Origin of the sequence: Pedobacter zeae, from assembly GCF_014196715.1 — a bacterium.
Taxonomy (GTDB): domain Bacteria; phylum Bacteroidota; class Bacteroidia; order Sphingobacteriales; family Sphingobacteriaceae; genus Pedobacter; species Pedobacter zeae.
This window is the reverse complement of the sequence record NZ_JACIEF010000001.1, coordinates 314,590-330,415: the sequence shown is the minus strand read 5'-3', so window position 1 is coordinate 330,415 and position 15,826 is coordinate 314,590. Positions and strand designations below refer to the sequence as shown.

The 15,826-nt window shown below is 38.7% G+C and carries 15 protein-coding genes and 1 tRNA gene; 6 read left to right on the top strand and 10 right to left on the bottom strand.

Annotation, left to right across the window (positions count from 1 at the left end; all coding sequences use genetic code 11):
- Nucleotides 1–37 precede the first annotated feature (37 nt).
- The 7 genes from GGQ60_RS01235 to GGQ60_RS01205 all read right to left on the bottom strand — a co-directional run bounded on the left by GGQ60_RS01235 (nt 38) and on the right by GGQ60_RS01205 (nt 5,630).
- Nucleotides 38–979 (bottom strand): MBL fold metallo-hydrolase, encoded by a 942-nt coding sequence (locus GGQ60_RS01235; RefSeq protein ID WP_183759575.1) that lies wholly within the window; start codon nt 977–979, stop codon nt 38–40.
- Nucleotides 980–1,014: 35 nt separating this feature from the next.
- On the bottom strand, nt 1,015–1,632 hold the full coding sequence (gene coaE / locus GGQ60_RS01230) for a dephospho-CoA kinase (protein ID WP_183759574.1): 618 nt from the start codon (nt 1,630–1,632) through the stop codon (nt 1,015–1,017).
- A complete protein-coding gene (locus GGQ60_RS01225; RefSeq protein WP_229685062.1) occupies nt 1,632–2,579 on the bottom strand; it encodes a CdaR family protein in 948 nt (315 codons plus the stop codon). The genes coaE and GGQ60_RS01225 overlap by 1 nt, the downstream gene beginning before the upstream one ends.
- Before the next feature lie 118 nt (nt 2,580–2,697).
- Nucleotides 2,698–3,012: a preprotein translocase subunit YajC gene (yajC, locus tag GGQ60_RS01220; RefSeq protein ID WP_183759573.1), complete on the bottom strand. Its 315-nt coding sequence runs from the start codon at nt 3,010–3,012 to the stop codon at nt 2,698–2,700.
- 67 nt (nt 3,013–3,079) lie between these two features.
- Nucleotides 3,080–3,538, bottom strand: a complete 459-nt coding sequence (locus GGQ60_RS01215) for a DUF1573 domain-containing protein (RefSeq protein ID WP_183759572.1) — start codon at nt 3,536–3,538, stop codon at nt 3,080–3,082.
- Nucleotides 3,539–3,540: 2 nt separating this feature from the next.
- Nucleotides 3,541–4,491 carry a transcription antitermination factor NusB gene (gene nusB / locus GGQ60_RS01210; protein WP_183759571.1) on the bottom strand — a complete coding sequence of 317 codons (951 nt, stop codon included), beginning with the start codon at nt 4,489–4,491 and terminating at the stop codon, nt 3,541–3,543.
- Nucleotides 4,492–4,541: 50 nt separating this feature from the next.
- Nucleotides 4,542–5,630 carry a Glu/Leu/Phe/Val family dehydrogenase gene (locus tag GGQ60_RS01205; RefSeq protein WP_183759570.1) on the bottom strand — a complete coding sequence of 363 codons (1,089 nt, stop codon included), beginning with the start codon at nt 5,628–5,630 and terminating at the stop codon, nt 4,542–4,544.
- A gap of 332 nt (nt 5,631–5,962) precedes the next feature.
- Here GGQ60_RS01205 and GGQ60_RS01200 point away from each other — a divergent pair, with 332 nt between their 5' ends.
- Together GGQ60_RS01200 and GGQ60_RS01195 are read left to right on the top strand one after the other, a co-directional pair.
- On the top strand, nt 5,963–7,753 hold the full coding sequence (locus GGQ60_RS01200; protein ID WP_183759569.1) for an ABC transporter ATP-binding protein: 1,791 nt from the start codon (nt 5,963–5,965) through the stop codon (nt 7,751–7,753).
- Nucleotides 7,754–7,832: 79 nt separating this feature from the next.
- Nucleotides 7,833–8,156, top strand: coding sequence for a DUF3276 family protein (locus GGQ60_RS01195; RefSeq protein ID WP_025143846.1), 324 nt, complete (start codon nt 7,833–7,835; stop codon nt 8,154–8,156).
- A 75-nt stretch (nt 8,157–8,231) separates the two neighbouring features.
- Here GGQ60_RS01195 and GGQ60_RS01190 read toward each other — a convergent pair whose 3' ends face one another.
- On the bottom strand, nt 8,232–8,693 hold the full coding sequence (locus tag GGQ60_RS01190) for a hypothetical protein (protein ID WP_183759568.1): 462 nt from the start codon (nt 8,691–8,693) through the stop codon (nt 8,232–8,234).
- A gap of 246 nt (nt 8,694–8,939) precedes the next feature.
- Here GGQ60_RS01190 and ychF point away from each other — a divergent pair, with 246 nt between their 5' ends.
- Nucleotides 8,940–10,040 (top strand): redox-regulated ATPase YchF, encoded by a 1,101-nt coding sequence (gene ychF, locus GGQ60_RS01185; RefSeq protein WP_183759567.1) that lies wholly within the window; start codon nt 8,940–8,942, stop codon nt 10,038–10,040.
- An 826-nt stretch (nt 10,041–10,866) separates the two neighbouring features.
- On the opposite strand, the gene GGQ60_RS01180 is transcribed toward ychF, so the two are convergent.
- Complete coding sequence (locus GGQ60_RS01180) at nt 10,867–11,481, bottom strand: HAD hydrolase-like protein (RefSeq protein ID WP_183759566.1); 615 nt, start codon at nt 11,479–11,481, stop codon at nt 10,867–10,869.
- An 8-nt stretch (nt 11,482–11,489) separates the two neighbouring features.
- On the bottom strand, nt 11,490–12,866 hold the full coding sequence (gene mgtE / locus GGQ60_RS01175; RefSeq protein WP_183759565.1) for a magnesium transporter: 1,377 nt from the start codon (nt 12,864–12,866) through the stop codon (nt 11,490–11,492).
- 355 nt (nt 12,867–13,221) lie between these two features.
- Between mgtE and GGQ60_RS01170 the strand changes: the two genes are divergently transcribed.
- From GGQ60_RS01170 to GGQ60_RS01160, 3 genes are all read left to right on the top strand, one after another.
- A complete protein-coding gene (locus GGQ60_RS01170) occupies nt 13,222–14,076 on the top strand; it encodes a LytR/AlgR family response regulator transcription factor (protein WP_183759564.1) in 855 nt (284 codons plus the stop codon).
- 51 nt (nt 14,077–14,127) lie between these two features.
- Nucleotides 14,128–15,351, top strand: a complete 1,224-nt coding sequence (locus GGQ60_RS01165; RefSeq protein WP_221235851.1) for a dioxygenase family protein — start codon at nt 14,128–14,130, stop codon at nt 15,349–15,351.
- Between the two features lie 171 nt (nt 15,352–15,522).
- Nucleotides 15,523–15,594, top strand: a tRNA-Arg gene (locus GGQ60_RS01160).
- The last annotated feature ends 232 nt before the right edge of the window (nt 15,595–15,826 follow it).

The window sequence follows — 15,826 nt, the reverse complement described above, 5'->3', positions numbered from 1 at the left end:
AGCCGATATTAATACTATTCTCCAATTATTATAATTACTAATTTAATATTTTAACTTCCAGTTTATTTTTAAAATAATCTTTAAGCTGTTTCCCGTCGCCGTGTAGAGTCCATACCTGTTTTGGTTTTACCTTACTGATGGTCTCTAAAATCGCTTCCCAATCGGCATGATCGGAAATGTAAAGTGAAATTCCATTTTGCTGCTGCAGGTTTTTCCAACCTGAGGCAAATGCCCTTACTACATTAATTGCTTTATGGTAACTGTGAAAAACCATCGGAGGAACAATATAAACCTGGTTCTCGTGGTTGTTTTTCATCACTTTGCGGTCGTACATGCTATAATTACCCAGTTTAATGCCATAATCTTCATATATTTTAACAAATGGCATAATGCTAAAATGCACCATAACATTCCGCGTTGGACAATGATCGTTCAACAACTGGATAATCCGCTGGCTTTTACCCAAAGCATAAGCACCCAGCATAATATTCGCCCGGGTTTCGTTCAGCTTTTTAATTTCGTCAACAGGAGAAGGATGTTTGGTTTCCGGATCGGCGAAGGTACTTTCTGTAATCAAAACGTCTGCTTCCACAAATTCAAAGGCCTCGCAGGTCTTATCCGGTTCGATCTTGTAATCACCCGTATAAAGGTATTTAACGCCCTTATATTCCATTAAAACCTGTGCGGAACCTAAGATATGCCCGGCAGGATAAAAAGTAACGGTAACCTCTTTTAATTGGAAGGATTGATGATAATGCTTGGTAAAAAAATCGACCGCTGCAAATTTTCGGTAACGGTGTTTCATAAAAGCTGCAGTAGCCGCAGTACAGTACACATGCTGACTTCCACCGATAGCATGATCGCCATGCGCATGCGAAACCACTGCTTCTTTAACAGGCTGCAGCGGATCAAGGTAAAAATCACCATAAACACAATATAAACCTACCGGGCTAATGGTAATGAAATCTTCTAAAATCATGATCAGGATGGATTTAACAGTATGATTAAAGTAGATTAAGCGATGGTATTTTTAAATGCTTCTGCCGCCTCAATTAATTGCCGGTGCAATGCCAAAACCTGCTCTATAACAGACTGCTGCTCGTCGTTAATGATAAAATGATCGGCCATTTTCGCTTTTTCTTCATCGCTGAGCTGCTTATCCATGCGGGCTTTTACCTGCTCTTCTGTAACCCCATCGCGTTGTATTAAACGCTTTAACTTAATTTCATAAGGTGCTGTAACCAAAATTGTGGTATCACACAATTTATAAGAGCCGCTTTCGAACAATATTGCGGCTTCTTTAAGGGTATAGGGAACCGTTGAAGGAATGGTAGCTTCCCAGGCATCAAAAGCCCTGAAAACGGCCGGATGCACCAAAGCATTCAGTTGTGCAAGGGCCTTCTCATTATTAAAAACAATGCCTGCAATGTACTTATTATTGAGTTTCCCATCTTCAAAATAACTTTCATTGCCAAAAGCAGCTTTAACGCCTTCTATCAATAAAATATCCTGGGTCATGAGCTCTTTAGCCGCTTGATCAGCATAAAAAACAGGGATTCCCAATAACTCAAAAACCTTGCAAACGGTACTTTTACCGCTTCCTATACCACCTGTTATTCCTACTTTATACATTATTTTTCTACTATGAAATCGATTTTGGAAGGCACTACGCTCACCAGTTTACAATAATCAGGAAATTCGGTTATTTTAACGGTAAACTGATGGTGTTTTAGATTTTGCCATTCATCTACATCGATGGTGGCAGTAATAAAACTTTCATCAACCTGGGCATAATTGCTCAATGCCACTAAAAAAGTAACCTTAACTTTTTTAGGGTAGAGCTTTATACTGTTGTAATTCCTGTTATTGGTAATTTTTAAAGGCACTTCAATGGTTTTCTCGGTAAACTCATCAACCGGTAGTTTAACCTCTACTGAAGAAGGATAAATACTTACATTTTTATGTATACTGTGCTGCAAAGCAACCCTTGTGGTACTGCTGTTTTGTACTTTAGTCAGTTTTAACGTATCAGTAGGCCAAAATTTTATTTTGTCGAGTTCTTCTTTTGGCCCCGCAACTTTAACATATTTTGGGTTGAGGATGATTTCGCTGGCAATGCCATACTGTTTTTCAAAACTTAATTTATCGATCAGTTTTACCGGCACCCTTTTTACCATCCTTTTGGTAAAATCGAAATACAGCGTATCAGGCTTAACAGAAATTACTTTTTGCGTACTTTCCAACTGCTTGTTGATGTTGAACAACTGGTCGGAAAAAACGATAAAATCTTTGGTATTGAGTTGACCCAGGTTAACGGAAACAGAGGGAGGACTTATCCTCAGGCGCGCAAACAGCAACTGCCAGCCTGTTCCTTCTACCTGCAGGTCTATCGTATCGGATTGTAATGGGTAAAACGCTCTTTTGGTAGGTGTATTTTTAAAAACCAAAACAGTTTTTGCCACATAAATATACTTATTGTTCAATGCCATAAAAAGCCATGCTGCTATGGCCAGCAGCAGGCAGGCCAATAAGCTAAATACACGTCTTTTTTCAATCTTCGTTAACCTAATGAAGGGCATAAAACTAAATGTTTGCTGCAAGCCGGAAAAATATTATCCGAAATGCATTTGATCAAATGTAATAAAACAAAAACAGTCCCGAAAGTTTTCGGGACTGCACTTAAATTTTATTCGTTGATTAGGCTTTAGGAGCTGCAACTGCTTTGGTCGCATCTAAAGAAACTGCTGATTTATCGAAACGGATTTTCACGCCACCTTCAACCTCGATCAAAAAAGTGGTATCATTCATATCGGCTATACGGCCATGGATACCTGCTGTGGTTACCACTTTATCTCCTTTTTTCAGCTCGCCGATCAATTTTTTATGGTCTTTAGCTTTTTTAAGCTGGGGGCGGATCATAAAAAAGTAGAATACCAGTGCAATCAATCCAAACATGATTAATTGCCTTGGGTCAAATCCTCCGGTCGCCTGTAAAATTACTGTTGATGTCATTTTGTATTTTTTTGTTTTTTTTGAATAGTTATTGAATGTGCGTTAGCGCGATAAACAAGTAAGCCATTTATTTTTTGGTCAGCACCTCTCCTACCAAATGAACGGTAGCTACCGTTGGATTGGCATTTGATGTTACGGTTACCACCTTATCTTGCATACCCATTTTACCTTCGCTGTTAAAAACCACGCTGATTACTCCTTCTTTACCCGGCAAAATTGGTTCGCCCGGTATCTGCGGAACGGTACATCCGCAAGTTGCTGTGGCATTTGAAATAATAAGTGGGCTTTTACCCGTGTTTTTAAGTTTAAAATCGTGTTTAACCTTTTCTCCCTGTGTTATTTTACCGAAATCGAAAATATCGCGTTCGAAAACAATTACAGGCGCATTTATCGGATCAACCTTGGTTGTTTTTGATGTTTCGTTACCAACCGAAACGCCTGTAGCGGTTTCTGTAGTTTGATTATTTGCGTTACGACATGCCGCGAATGAAAGTGCAGCAATAGCCAGGATAAATGTTCTTTTCATTTTTAATCTTCGATTAATCCGCGGCCAATCTTTTTAATTGTGTTGTTTTTCTTAAGATCGCCTAAAATTTTGTCTAAAATACCGTTTATAAATGAATTGCTCTTCGGTGTACTGTAATCTTTTGATAATTCCAGGTATTCGTTAATGGTTACTTTAACCGGAATAGAAGGAAAATTCAGCAGTTCGCAAATGGCCATTTTCATCAGGATAGTATCCATAAGTGCAATACGTTCCGATTCCCAGTTCTTGGTCCTATCGGCAATCATTTCCTGATATTTCGAATCATTCTGTAAGGTATACACAAAAAGATCCTGAACAAATTTACTGTCTTCTGCCCAATCGGCACTGATTTGGGTGAGGTTGTTTTTGAATGGATCGTCGGAAGTAAAGTTTTTAAGGGTTTTGGCAACCATGCCTTTCATCACTTCATGATCTACCTGCCAGTTGATGAATTTCTCTTCAAAAACCTGGATGATGGCCTGGCTTTTTAAAATAATTTTACGGAAAATGTATTTGATAATGTCTTTTGACGATTCTAAAGTCTCATTCGGATCAGCAAGATAATCGGCATATTCTTTTGAGGCTTTTAAAGAATTGTACACCGTTTTGCGGATTTCGGGATCAAAGCCCCAATCTACCTTGTACTTTTTGATTGCAGCAACATATTCAGGGTTTTGCTGTAATAAAACGCTAAACTTATTGTGTAGCAATTTCATGTTCGGATTAATATCCTCTGCCGTTTTAATGAACTTGTTTGCGCGTTCTGCCGCGTCGTTGGCAGTAAATTCGGTAACTTCTACCAATAAAGAGAGCATCCAAATGTACATTTCGTATACACTGTCGATACTTTGCATTAAGGTTTTCAAATCGCCTTTAATGTCTTTTTTGTCTGCCATGTGCCATGCAAAAATGTTTTGCAAAGCTTTGATTCTTAAGTGCCTTCTGTTTAACATGAATGTAAGAACGAGTGTGGTTTTTTAAACCCTGTTTTAATAATTATGATTTAATATGATGATTTAATTTTTTTTATGTCTTCAATGCGTTTTTCGGCAATCCGGTTGGCGGCAATATTGGTTGATATATTTTCAGCTTTGCTTAATTTAATTACGCTGCGTGTCGCATCATAAATATTTTCGGTCAGCTGTACTGTACGTTTTTTACCGAAACCGGTCAGTTCAGAATAGCACGAAATCAGTCCACCTGCATTAATCAAATAATCGGGTGCAAATAATATTCCTTTTTTCAATAACAGTTCGCTATCTAAAACCTCATCTTTTAACTGATTGTTTGCCGAACCCGCAATAATTGCAAACTTCATTTTTTCGATGGTTTTGTTATTCACCGTTGCACCCATGGCACAAGGGGCATAAACATCAGCATCGGTTGTAAAAATTTTATCGGCTTCGATCGGCTTTGCCTTATATTTCCTGGCTACATAGGTTAGCTGCTCCTGATTGATATCGCTGATCAATACCTCAGCATTTTCTTTTCTCAGTAAAGCAACAAGGTGTTCGCCAACATTTCCAATGCCCTGTACCACAATGGTTCTGCCCGCAAGCATATCCGTACCGAACACTTCTTTTACGCTGGCTTTAATGCCTAAATAAACCCCCTGGGCAGTAAATGGAGCCGGATTACCGGCACCACCGATTGATTCGGGAACTCCGGTAACATGGGTGGTTTCCATACGGATATATTCCATATCGCGGGTATTGGTGCCCATTTCTTCTGCTGTAATGAATTCGCCGTTCAGGTTTTTGATAAACCTGCCATAGCTACGCATTAAAGTTTCAGTTTTATCTTTTCTTGAATCGCCAATGATTACACCTTTTCCTCCACCCAGATTTAAACCCGTAATAGCGGCTTTATAGGTCATTCCGCGCGACAAACGGAGGGCATCTTCCAACGCTTCGGCTTCAGTAGAATAACTCCACATCCGTGTACCTCCCAGCGCAGGCCCCAAAGTGGTATCGTGTATGGCAATAATTGCTTTTAAACCTGTATCTGGATCATTGCAGAAAACCAATTTTTTATGCCCATAAGCACTTAATTGATCTAAAATTGATGAATCTGACGGAGAATTTGCTGGCATATTAACGTTCGGCTAACCTGCTGCAAAATTAAAATAAAAAACCATTATTACACGTATTTAACGAAACTATAGAAAAATTAATTCTGTTATAGCTCCATCTCTTCCTAAAATGTCGTCCTGGGGCATGAATGATTTTTTATCGCCTGCAAATCCTTTGTACCTCAAGATGGATAAAAAACGCATTCACCGCATTTCTGATTCTGCGTTGAAAAACGTATCGTTCACCTGCATCATTCATTTTACACCCCATAATTGTCATTATTCTTTAAAGCTTAACCTCTAACCAATAAATATGCCGCAGGGAATAACAAAATTAGCTAAGTTTGTATATCATGAAACATCTTAGCCGATTAAACAAATACTTTCTTAAGTACAAATGGTGGATTATCCCCGGAAGTATTTTCGTCGTGATTTCCAATATTTTTGGCGTAGTGCCTGCACAGGTAATCGGTTACGCAGTAGACCTGATCACTGAAAACATTCAGCTCTTTAACCTTTTCGACGGTTTCGATCGCCAGGCGGTTATTTACGATATTTTTAGCAGTAACCTTTTGTATTTCGGCCTGTTGGTGATTGCACTTTACCTGTTGCGCGGACTTTTTTTATTTTTTATGCGGCAAACCATCATTTTAATGTCGAGACATATCGAATTCGACATGAAAAATGATATTTACCAGCATTACCAGGAACTGAGTCTGGGTTTTTACCGCAGTAATAATACCGGAGACTTAATGACCAGGGCTACAGAGGATGTAAACCGGGTGAGAATGTATGTGGGCCCGGCAATTATGTATACCATTAACACCTTCTTTTTATCGGTACTTATTATTTGGTCGATGTTTGATGTAAATTCGAAGCTGGCCATTTATTGTTTATTGCCACTTCCCTTTTTAGTGGTGATTATCTATTATGTGAATACCTTGATTTTTAAAAAAAGCGGAAAAATACAGGAACGGTTGTCAGACCTTTCGAGTTTTGTACAGGAGCGCTTTTCGGGAATCAGGATCATAAAATCTTACGTACGTGAGGATTACACGCGTAACATGTTCGAAATACAGAGCAATGAATATAAAAAAGACTCGATGAGCCTGGTTAAGGTATCGGCGCTGTTTTATCCTACCATGCTTTTATTAATTGGCCTGAGTACGATTTTAACCATCTATATAGGTGGTATCCAGGTGATGAACGGCAGCATTACTGCGGGTAACATTGCCGAATTTATCATTTATATTACCCAGTTAACTTTTCCGGTAACAATGCTGGGCTGGGTAACCTCACTGATCCAAAGGGCTGCAGCATCGCAAAAACGGATCAATGAATTTTTGGATATTCCTTCAGATATCCAATCGAAAGAGACTGAAAAAAAGGCGCTTTACGGCAATATTAAATTCGACCGGGTCAGTTTTACCTATCCGCATACTGGAATTGAAGCTTTAAAGGAAATTAGTTTTGAGATCAAGAGTGGCGAATTTGTGGCAATTATAGGAAAAACAGGTTCTGGAAAATCGACATTGGCAAACCTGATTATGCGGATGTACGATGTGGAAGAGGGTGCTATTGAGGTGGATGGGAAGAATATCAAGACTCTTAACCTGAAAGATTACCGCAACCAGATTGGTTTTGTACCGCAGGAAGTATTTTTATTTTCTGATACGATAAAAAACAACATTGCCTTTGGTTTGGATACCTTTACCGATGAAGAAGTACATACGGCCGCTAAAAATGCTTCGGTTTATACTAATATCATTGATTTCGAAGAAAAGTTTGAAACCATGCTTGGCGAACGCGGTATTACCCTCTCGGGAGGGCAAAAACAAAGGGTTTCCATCGCCCGTGCACTGATTAAATCGCCCAGGATTTTGATATTTGACGACTGTCTTTCGGCTGTTGATACCAAAACCGAGGAAGAAATTTTACAAAATATGGGAAAAATCATGGCCGGAAAAACCAGTATTTTAATTGCCCACCGGATTTCTACCATTAAAAATGCAGATAAGATTTTGGTACTTGATGACGGAAAAATCATCGAACAAGGTACACACAATGAATTACTTAGCTTAAATGGCAGTTATAAGGAGCTTTATAACAACCAACTTTTGGAGCAGGAAACCCAAACGATTTAAATTGTATTAAAATTGTATTTTGAACTTTAAATATTTGCTTTATATTTACCGAAACCAATAACCAACATCAATACCAACCATGGGAGAATTCGACAACAAGGAAAGAGAAGAAGTTTTTTCAAAGAAAGTAAGAGCAGGTAAGAGAACTTATTTCTTCGACGTGAAGGCTACGAGATCGGGTGATTATTATTTAACAGTTACCGAGAGCAAAAAAAGATTAGAAGACGGTGTGTTTGTAAAACATAAAATCTTTTTATACAAAGAAGATTTCGAAAAATTTGCAGAAGGATTAAACGAAACTGTTGATTATATCAAAACCCACCAGGATGTGGTTGAAAAACGTTATGAATATTCTGAAAACGGAGAACATAGCACCAGAACCAATGACGATTTTACTTTTTAAGTAATATAATTTCAATAAAAAAGCCTTCCAATTTTAAAAATCGGCAGGCTTTTTTATTGGTATACACTTTATTTCTTATTTCAACCCTACGCTTACGGCTACTGCAATAATCAAAAGAAAATAACTCACCACCGACACCATAGTGAGTATGCCCCAAAATTTAAAAAGTGATTTCAGGTTTGCAATAGCGTCATTTAAATTTTCCTGGTCTCCAAACAATATACCTTGTTTACCATTAGCTGAAAAACGTAACAACAATAAACTTTGGTAAAAAAAGAGTAAAGCCAACAACAGGTAAAACGTGGTCACCCCTATTGCCCCTGTACTGGCCAGTGGTCCTAATTGATTGAGTAAGGACGGGTTAGCCGTTATTGCTGCACCTATACCAAAGGAACTGAGCGTTAAAAATGCCGAAACCACGAAACCAACAACCGATAAAAACCTGGCCCATTTGCTCATGTCGTAAAAGTAGCTCCGCATTTCTTCGGTTACAATCAATTTTACTTCCTGAGGCACTTCTTTTTCAAAATCTTCCATTTATGTGTATCTCTATTTTACGCTAAACATAGATAAAATATAAATTTGATCCAATAGCAAAGGTTTAAATAAAGGTTTTAAAAGCTTATCTTTGCGCGGAATTTTGGAACAAGATGGACAATGGAAGAGGTAGGCTGGATGACGGAAAAGTACAGAACTGAGAGCGGAACGATCGGCTACAGACCATTAAATCATAACCATCAAGACTAAAAAACTACGGACTAAAGACTTAAAGACTAATAAATAATGGCATTACAATGTGGTATAGTTGGTTTACCAAATGTGGGGAAATCGACGCTTTTTAACTGTTTATCAAATGCAAAGGCGCAGGCAGCAAACTTCCCTTTTTGTACAATCGAACCTAATGTTGGCGTAATTACGGTTCCGGATAACCGGTTAGCCAAACTTGCTGAATTGGTTAAACCTAACAAGGTTCAGCCGAATACAATTGAGATCGTTGATATTGCAGGCCTGGTAAAAGGTGCATCGAAAGGTGAAGGCCTGGGAAACCAGTTTTTAGGGAATATCCGGGCTACAAATGCCATTATCCACGTTTTACGTTGCTTTGATGATGGAAATGTGATCCATGTTGATGGTTCTGTTGATCCCATCCGTGACCGGGAAATTATCGATACCGAATTACAGCTTAAAGATCTGGATACGGTTGACAAACGTATTCAGAAAGTAGAGAAAATGGCTAAAACCGGTGGTGATAAGGATGCAAAACGTACCTACGAAATTTTAACTGTGGTTAAATCACATTTAGAAAGCGGTAAATCGGTACGTACGGCACCTTTGGCCCAGGAAGATTTCGATTTTATTGAAGATTTAGGCCTGCTTACCCAAAAACCGGTAATGTATGTATGTAATGTTGATGAAGCATCGGTTGTTACCGGAAATAAATATGTAGATTTAGTAAAGGCAAATGTGGCTGACGAAAATGCTGAAGTGTTGGTTATTTCTGCTAAAATTGAGTCGGAAATTGCCGAACTGGATAGCTACGAAGAGCGTCAGGAATTTTTAGCCGATTTAGGTTTAACTGAATCTGGTGTAAATAAACTGATCCGTGCAGCGTATAAGTTATTGAACCTTTACACCTATTTTACTGCTGGTGTGCAAGAAGTTAGGGCGTGGACCATTACCAAAGGCTTTACAGCCCCACAGGCGGCCGGCGTAATCCACACTGATTTTGAAAAAGGTTTTATCCGTGCTGAGGTTATTAAATACAATGATTTTATAACCCTGGGTTCTGAAAATGCCTGTAAAGAAGCGGGTAAACTTGGTGTGGAAGGAAAAACCTACGTAGTGGAAGATGGCGACATCATGCACTTCAGGTTTAACGTTTAAGCCTTAAAGCGGTTTTTAAAAAAGCATAGAGCCATTCGAAAGAATGGCTTTTTTGTTGCAGTTTTTTTTTGCCGCAGAAACATGGAAAGCACGGATCCCCACTTGATTGTCAAGCTGAGCAAAGTCGAAGTGTTTTAGAGTGTTTAACATTAACCACAGATCATACAGATTAACAGGTATAAGTATTGATGCAATTTTTTCTCAAACTTTTACCACGGATACAGAAAAGGGGATTATATTGCCACCCAATTGAAAATATTAGCAGCTAACTTGCCCCCTAAACCCGATTGTAATGTAAAGCCCGCAGCGAAGCGAGGACTTGTAATGAAAAGCGGGGGCAAACTTTAACAGATCTACTGCCCTTGCTTTTCAAATAAATAGAAATTGTTGCGTCATTCTTTTTGTAAAGCGCTGACAAATTAATAGCACAGTTGCCTGGTAAGTTGTCAATTCTCTTAGGTTACTAGTCACGCTGAGCAAAGTCGAAGTGTTTTAGAGTGTTTAACATTAACCACAGATCATACAGATTAACACGTATAAGTATTGATGCAATTTTTTCTCAAACTTTTACCACGGATACAGAAAAGGGGATTATATTACTATACCCAATTGAAAATATTAGCAGCTAACTTGCCCCCTAAACCCGATTGTAATGTAAAGCCCGCAGCGAAGCGAGGACTTGTAATGAAAAGCGGGGGCAAACTTTAACAGATCTACTGCCCTTGCTTTTCAAATAAATAGAAATTGTTGCGTTATTCTTTTTGTAAAGCGCTGACAAATTAATAGCACAGTTGCCTGGTAAGTTGTCAACTCAACATATTGTTGATTAAACCTCCAGCCCATAAGCGGCCAGTTGGGCTTTGGTATCTTCATAACCGGTATGATGGATGCCTTTCAAGCCTAATTGCTCGGCAACCTGCACAAACAGCATCCGATCATCGATATACAAACTGGTATCTACATCGCTTTGCGAAATATCGATGGCTACCTTAAAAATATCGGCGTCGGGCTTACGGAAATGCACAAAACTGGACGAAACGAAGAAATCGACAAATTCGTTTAGTTTAAAAGTATTGATGCGGTATTGATTAAGCTCGCGACCTTCGTTACTGATTACCGCAACTTTAAGGTTATACTTCTTCTTCAAATCGCAAATCAGTTGAATCATTTCGGGATAAGCCAATGATTTTTTGAACATGAATTCTTTAAAATCGTCGTAACTGAAACTCCGATCCTCAAAGAAAACAATACGTTCGAGGTATTCGTCTAAAGTAAGTTTGCCCACCTCGTAGGTATCGAAAGTGAGGTGGTGGCGCTCTTCGAGATCAACAGAATCGAGGTTAAACAGCACCGCTGCCTCGCCCCTTGCCTGCCTATCCCAGCCGTTGGTTAATAAAACACCGCCAATATCGGTAAAAAGTGTGGTAATTTTCTTTTGCATGTTCAGGTTTAAAGTAATACGCCTTTTAAAATTAATACGGCAACGCTAAAGTAGATTACTATTCCGGTTACATCTACCATGGTGGCCACAAATGGTGCTGATGAGGTAGCCGGATCGAGTTTCAGTTTTTTCAAAATAATAGGCATCATAGAGCCGATTAAACTGCCCCACAACACAATACCAACCAGGGTAAAAAATATGGTCGTGGCAATTAAAAACCAGTGTGGCCCGTAATTATACAGGTGTAGTTCCTGCCAGGTAACAATACGGGTAAAGCCGATCGTCCCTAAAATAATGCCGAGTAAGATTCCTGATACGAGCTCGCGGCGCATTACGCGCCACCACCCGGCGATGGTTACTTCGCCCAGGGCCATGGCCTGAATAATCAATGTAGAGGCCTGCGAACCGCTATTACCACCACTGCTCATGATCAATGGAATAAACAGCGACAACACCACGGCTTTTTCGAGCTCAATTTCGAAATGCTGCATAGCGGTTGCGGTTAACATTTCGCCTAAAAACAACACAATCAGCCAGCCTGCACGTTTTTTTACCAGTTTAAGGATCGGAATATCAAGATAAGGCTCATCAAGGGCTTCGGTACCCCCAATTTTGTGCATATCTTCGGTATATTCTTCGTTGGCGATCCACAAAATATCATCTACGGTAACGATACCCAAAAGGATATTGTTTTCATCTACTACGGGTAAAGCCACACGGTTATTCATCCTGAAGATATTGATTGCATCTTCCTGCGGATCGTTGGCTTTAAGCGCAATGAAACGCTTGTCGGTCAGTTCGCCGATAATGGCCTCGGGGTCGGCCAATAAAACCTCACGGATCCTGATGTCATCCAGCAGAACACCATCCTTGTTAATGACATAAACTACATCGATGGTTTCGGAATTTTTACCATAACGCCTGATGTGTGCCAAAACACGTGTGATAGACCATTCGGGTTTTACAGCAATGTAATCGGGTGTCATTAAACGGCCGATACTGTCTTCTTTATACCCTAAAAGCGCTAAAGATTCTTTGCGTTCTTCGGGTGGCAAAAGGGTAATCATCTTTTTCACCACATCGCCTTTTAACTCACTGAAAAGTGCAGTACGGTCGTCAGGTGGCAGGTCTTTAATGATCTGGTTCAGTTTGTTACCCGAAAGTTTTTTAATGATACGCTCCTGGGTAGGAAAATCGAGTATCCTGAATACGTTTACAGCCCTGTTGAGGGATAGGGTTTCGATAAATTTTGCTGCATATTGTGGAAGTTCGTCAATCAGTTCTTCAACATCCGAAATATTCAGTTGATCGAGACATTGCTTCAAAGCCCTGTCGTTCTCTTTTTCAATCAGTTCCTGAATTTCTTCCACAACCATTTCTTCCATACGCAAAATTTTATTTGTTACATGCCTAAACCTCTATTAACGGTTCGCAAAGGTGCATTTTTATTTCCTAAAAAGCCAACCAAAGCACTCAAAAACCATGTATTGAACAGCCGAATTTAAAAATATGACTTCATAAAGCCGGCATGCCGCAATGTTTGGGCAATGATTTAATTATTTCTTAATATAAAAAACATCAGCATAAAGGGAAGGAAGAAGTGCGAGGCCGTTGAGATGATCGCTTTGAACTGACTGATATATGAGCATTGACAAGTCTCAAATTATTCATCTGGAATAACTATCATAATGGTGTATATTTGATTATCAGTCAATTATTTCAATGATTTAAAAAGTGATCATGAATTCGGGCATTCCATTTAAAACCATTTATTCGCCAAAAGGTACTCATGCCGCCATTTTGGTAACTGTAACGATAATGCTTTTGTTATCCGTATTTCAGGATTTACTACAAGCAAACTTTAACAATTATGCTTTTTATCTATCTGAATCAATGCTATTTAATTCCTTTTGGCTTCTTTTTATTCCAATGGTTTACCTGAACATTAAAATACTCGGTACGGAGAAACTTAAAACATTTAAATATTTACCATTACAGCTTTTTCTGGCTTCGGTTATACTCCATATGCTATTATTTTCAGTGATTGTGTGGCTGCTCTCCGAATTGTTTTTTGATCATACTTATGCGCTGTTACAAAATTTTTATTATACCTTATCTGAGTCTGGCTACATTCTGTTATTAATTTACGGGGCACTAATCCTGTTCTTAAAATACGCTGCACCTAAATTAAGTTTAATACTACCCCCACCTGTCAAAAAACCAGAAGTATTATCGAAAATTACCATTTCCAACGGGCGGAAATATGTTAATATCGACGTAATGGATATTATCTGCATCAAGGCCTTAACGCCCTATATTGCTATTTGCCTGGCAAATAATCAATATCTCCATTCAGAAACATTAAAATCGGTTTCAGAAAAATTAGATCAGGATAAATTTATCAGGGTGCATAAATCAACCATTATCAATATTGATAAAATGGTTTCATACCGGTCGAGATTAAATGGCGATTATGATATTGCGATGGAAGATGGTACTATGATCAGGTTAAGCAGGACATATTTTACAAAATTTAAGCGCGGTTTAATGCTTTGCTCACGGGATAGGACAAAAAGTCATCAGGTTAACGGATAAGATTACCATTTTAATTTCCGGATATGGAGGTTTGCTGAAAAGATTTTTATCATGAAATATTCAGTAACACTTTTAGCCTGCGCAATGGCCATTATTACCCATTTACTAACAACCTGTAATGGCCAGGCCATTAAAACACAGGGACCGGAAATACCTGTAACCAATAAGACAAATAAAATAGGTGGAGGTTGCGACGGTTGTGAACTCATGTATGTGGGGATGCCTAAAAATATAAAACCGGCAGATACCAGTGCAGGCTGGAAAGAGGCAGGGCAAAAGCTTTTAGTTACCGGAAAGGTATATCAGCCTGATGGAAAAACGCCTGCGGCCAATGTGATCATCTATTACTGGCAAACGGATAATAAAGGCTATTATTCGGCAGGAAAAAATCTTCCTGAAAAAGCCAAACGCCATGGCCATATCAGAGGCTGGGTAAAAACAGATTTAAATGGAAATTATGCTATTTACACGGTGAGGCCTGCACCTTACCCACATGAACGCATGCCTGCACATATCCATCTGGCTATAAAAGAGCCGGGTATTAAAGAAGAATACTACATAGATGAGCTGGTTTTTGATGATGATCCATACCTAATTCCTAAAATAAAAGAGAAACCTTTAGAAAACCGCGGAGGAAGTGGGATATTGAGGGTTTTACTATCGGGTAAGCGGCAAGTGGCAGAACATCATATTATTTTAGGTCTAAACATTCCTAATTACCCCAAAGCGACCGATTCTGGCTGTAAGTCAGGACTTGAAATTGGGGAAGACAGTCCTTCATTTACACCTTATCATGCTTTTGGCCCTGATAAAGGTACCAGAACATGCCCGGTTTGTAAATATGGCCGATATCATGGCATTATTTATTTTGTTGGTAACCACCCCAATTGGAGCGATATTAAAAAATGGCTTTTGTTCCTGGAACAACAAAGCCTGATCAGAAAGAAATACCTTAAAGTTTATTTTGTATACGGAAATGATAATGGATACAGCAAAATAAATCGCGAGAAAGAATTAGAAGGGCTGGGTGTTGAACTGAGCTTAAAATACACTGCCTTAACTTTTGTTCCCAATATGGCAGACAAAGAAACAGAGGTAAACCTGAACAAAATAAATCCAGCGGTGGATAACAGTTTTATTATCTACCGGCACAGGACCATTATTAATAAGTTTATCAACCTGAAAGCCACACCAGAGCATTTTAAAAGAATTACGGATGCCATCGATAAAACACAAAGCGTATATCATGATTTGCCTGAAATGCCCTATCATTAAAAGCATTTTGATGCGCAAACAATTGCAATCATTTTTATCGGCTGGTATGCATTAATCTAAATAGAATCTTAACCAAACATTTTCTTAAACAATGGAACCTTATCTGGGCATGGAAGATATTTTTAGAAAACAAGAAAAATTTAACTTATGATTTTCTATATTTGCAGCCCTGCTCCCGTAGTTCAATGGATAGAATTATGGTTTCCGGTACCATCGATATGAGTTCGAATCTCGTCGGGAGCACAAACAAAAAACTATTCTGGCTATCGAGAATAGTTTTTTTGTTTAAGACAATGTAGGCCGGTATAAATTATAACTTAATATGCCTCTCTTTTAAATATCCTGCCTGATACCAAAATTTTTAATATTCAACCTTTAGCTACGCTAAATATATAGAGGTATTTCTTGCCAAATCGTAAGACACAATAGCCATCAAACAAATAAAGACAGCGATTTTCATAAACCGTAACTTAAG

What these genes read in the sequence shown, in the direction of transcription:
- GGQ60_RS01235 (WP_183759575.1), bottom strand. Translation starts at nt 979, where the DNA reads ATGATTTTAGAAGATTTCATTACCATTAGCCCGGTAGGTTTATATTGT.
- coaE (WP_183759574.1), bottom strand. Translation starts at nt 1,632, where the DNA reads ATGTATAAAGTAGGAATAACAGGTGGTATAGGAAGCGGTAAAAGTACC.
- GGQ60_RS01225 (WP_229685062.1), bottom strand. Translation starts at nt 2,579, where the DNA reads ATGCCCTTCATTAGGTTAACGAAGATTGAAAAAAGACGTGTATTTAGC.
- yajC (WP_183759573.1), bottom strand. Translation starts at nt 3,012, where the DNA reads ATGACATCAACAGTAATTTTACAGGCGACCGGAGGATTTGACCCAAGG.
- GGQ60_RS01215 (WP_183759572.1), bottom strand. Translation starts at nt 3,538, where the DNA reads ATGAAAAGAACATTTATCCTGGCTATTGCTGCACTTTCATTCGCGGCA.
- nusB (WP_183759571.1), bottom strand. Translation starts at nt 4,491, where the DNA reads ATGTTAAACAGAAGGCACTTAAGAATCAAAGCTTTGCAAAACATTTTT.
- GGQ60_RS01205 (WP_183759570.1), bottom strand. Translation starts at nt 5,630, where the DNA reads ATGCCAGCAAATTCTCCGTCAGATTCATCAATTTTAGATCAATTAAGT.
- GGQ60_RS01200 (WP_183759569.1), top strand. Translation starts at nt 5,963, where the DNA reads ATGAAACATCTTAGCCGATTAAACAAATACTTTCTTAAGTACAAATGG.
- GGQ60_RS01195 (WP_025143846.1), top strand. Translation starts at nt 7,833, where the DNA reads ATGGGAGAATTCGACAACAAGGAAAGAGAAGAAGTTTTTTCAAAGAAA.
- GGQ60_RS01190 (WP_183759568.1), bottom strand. Translation starts at nt 8,693, where the DNA reads ATGGAAGATTTTGAAAAAGAAGTGCCTCAGGAAGTAAAATTGATTGTA.
- ychF (WP_183759567.1), top strand. Translation starts at nt 8,940, where the DNA reads ATGGCATTACAATGTGGTATAGTTGGTTTACCAAATGTGGGGAAATCG.
- GGQ60_RS01180 (WP_183759566.1), bottom strand. Translation starts at nt 11,481, where the DNA reads ATGCAAAAGAAAATTACCACACTTTTTACCGATATTGGCGGTGTTTTA.
- mgtE (WP_183759565.1), bottom strand. Translation starts at nt 12,866, where the DNA reads ATGGAAGAAATGGTTGTGGAAGAAATTCAGGAACTGATTGAAAAAGAG.
- GGQ60_RS01170 (WP_183759564.1), top strand. Translation starts at nt 13,222, where the DNA reads ATGAATTCGGGCATTCCATTTAAAACCATTTATTCGCCAAAAGGTACT.
- GGQ60_RS01165 (WP_221235851.1), top strand. Translation starts at nt 14,128, where the DNA reads ATGAAATATTCAGTAACACTTTTAGCCTGCGCAATGGCCATTATTACC.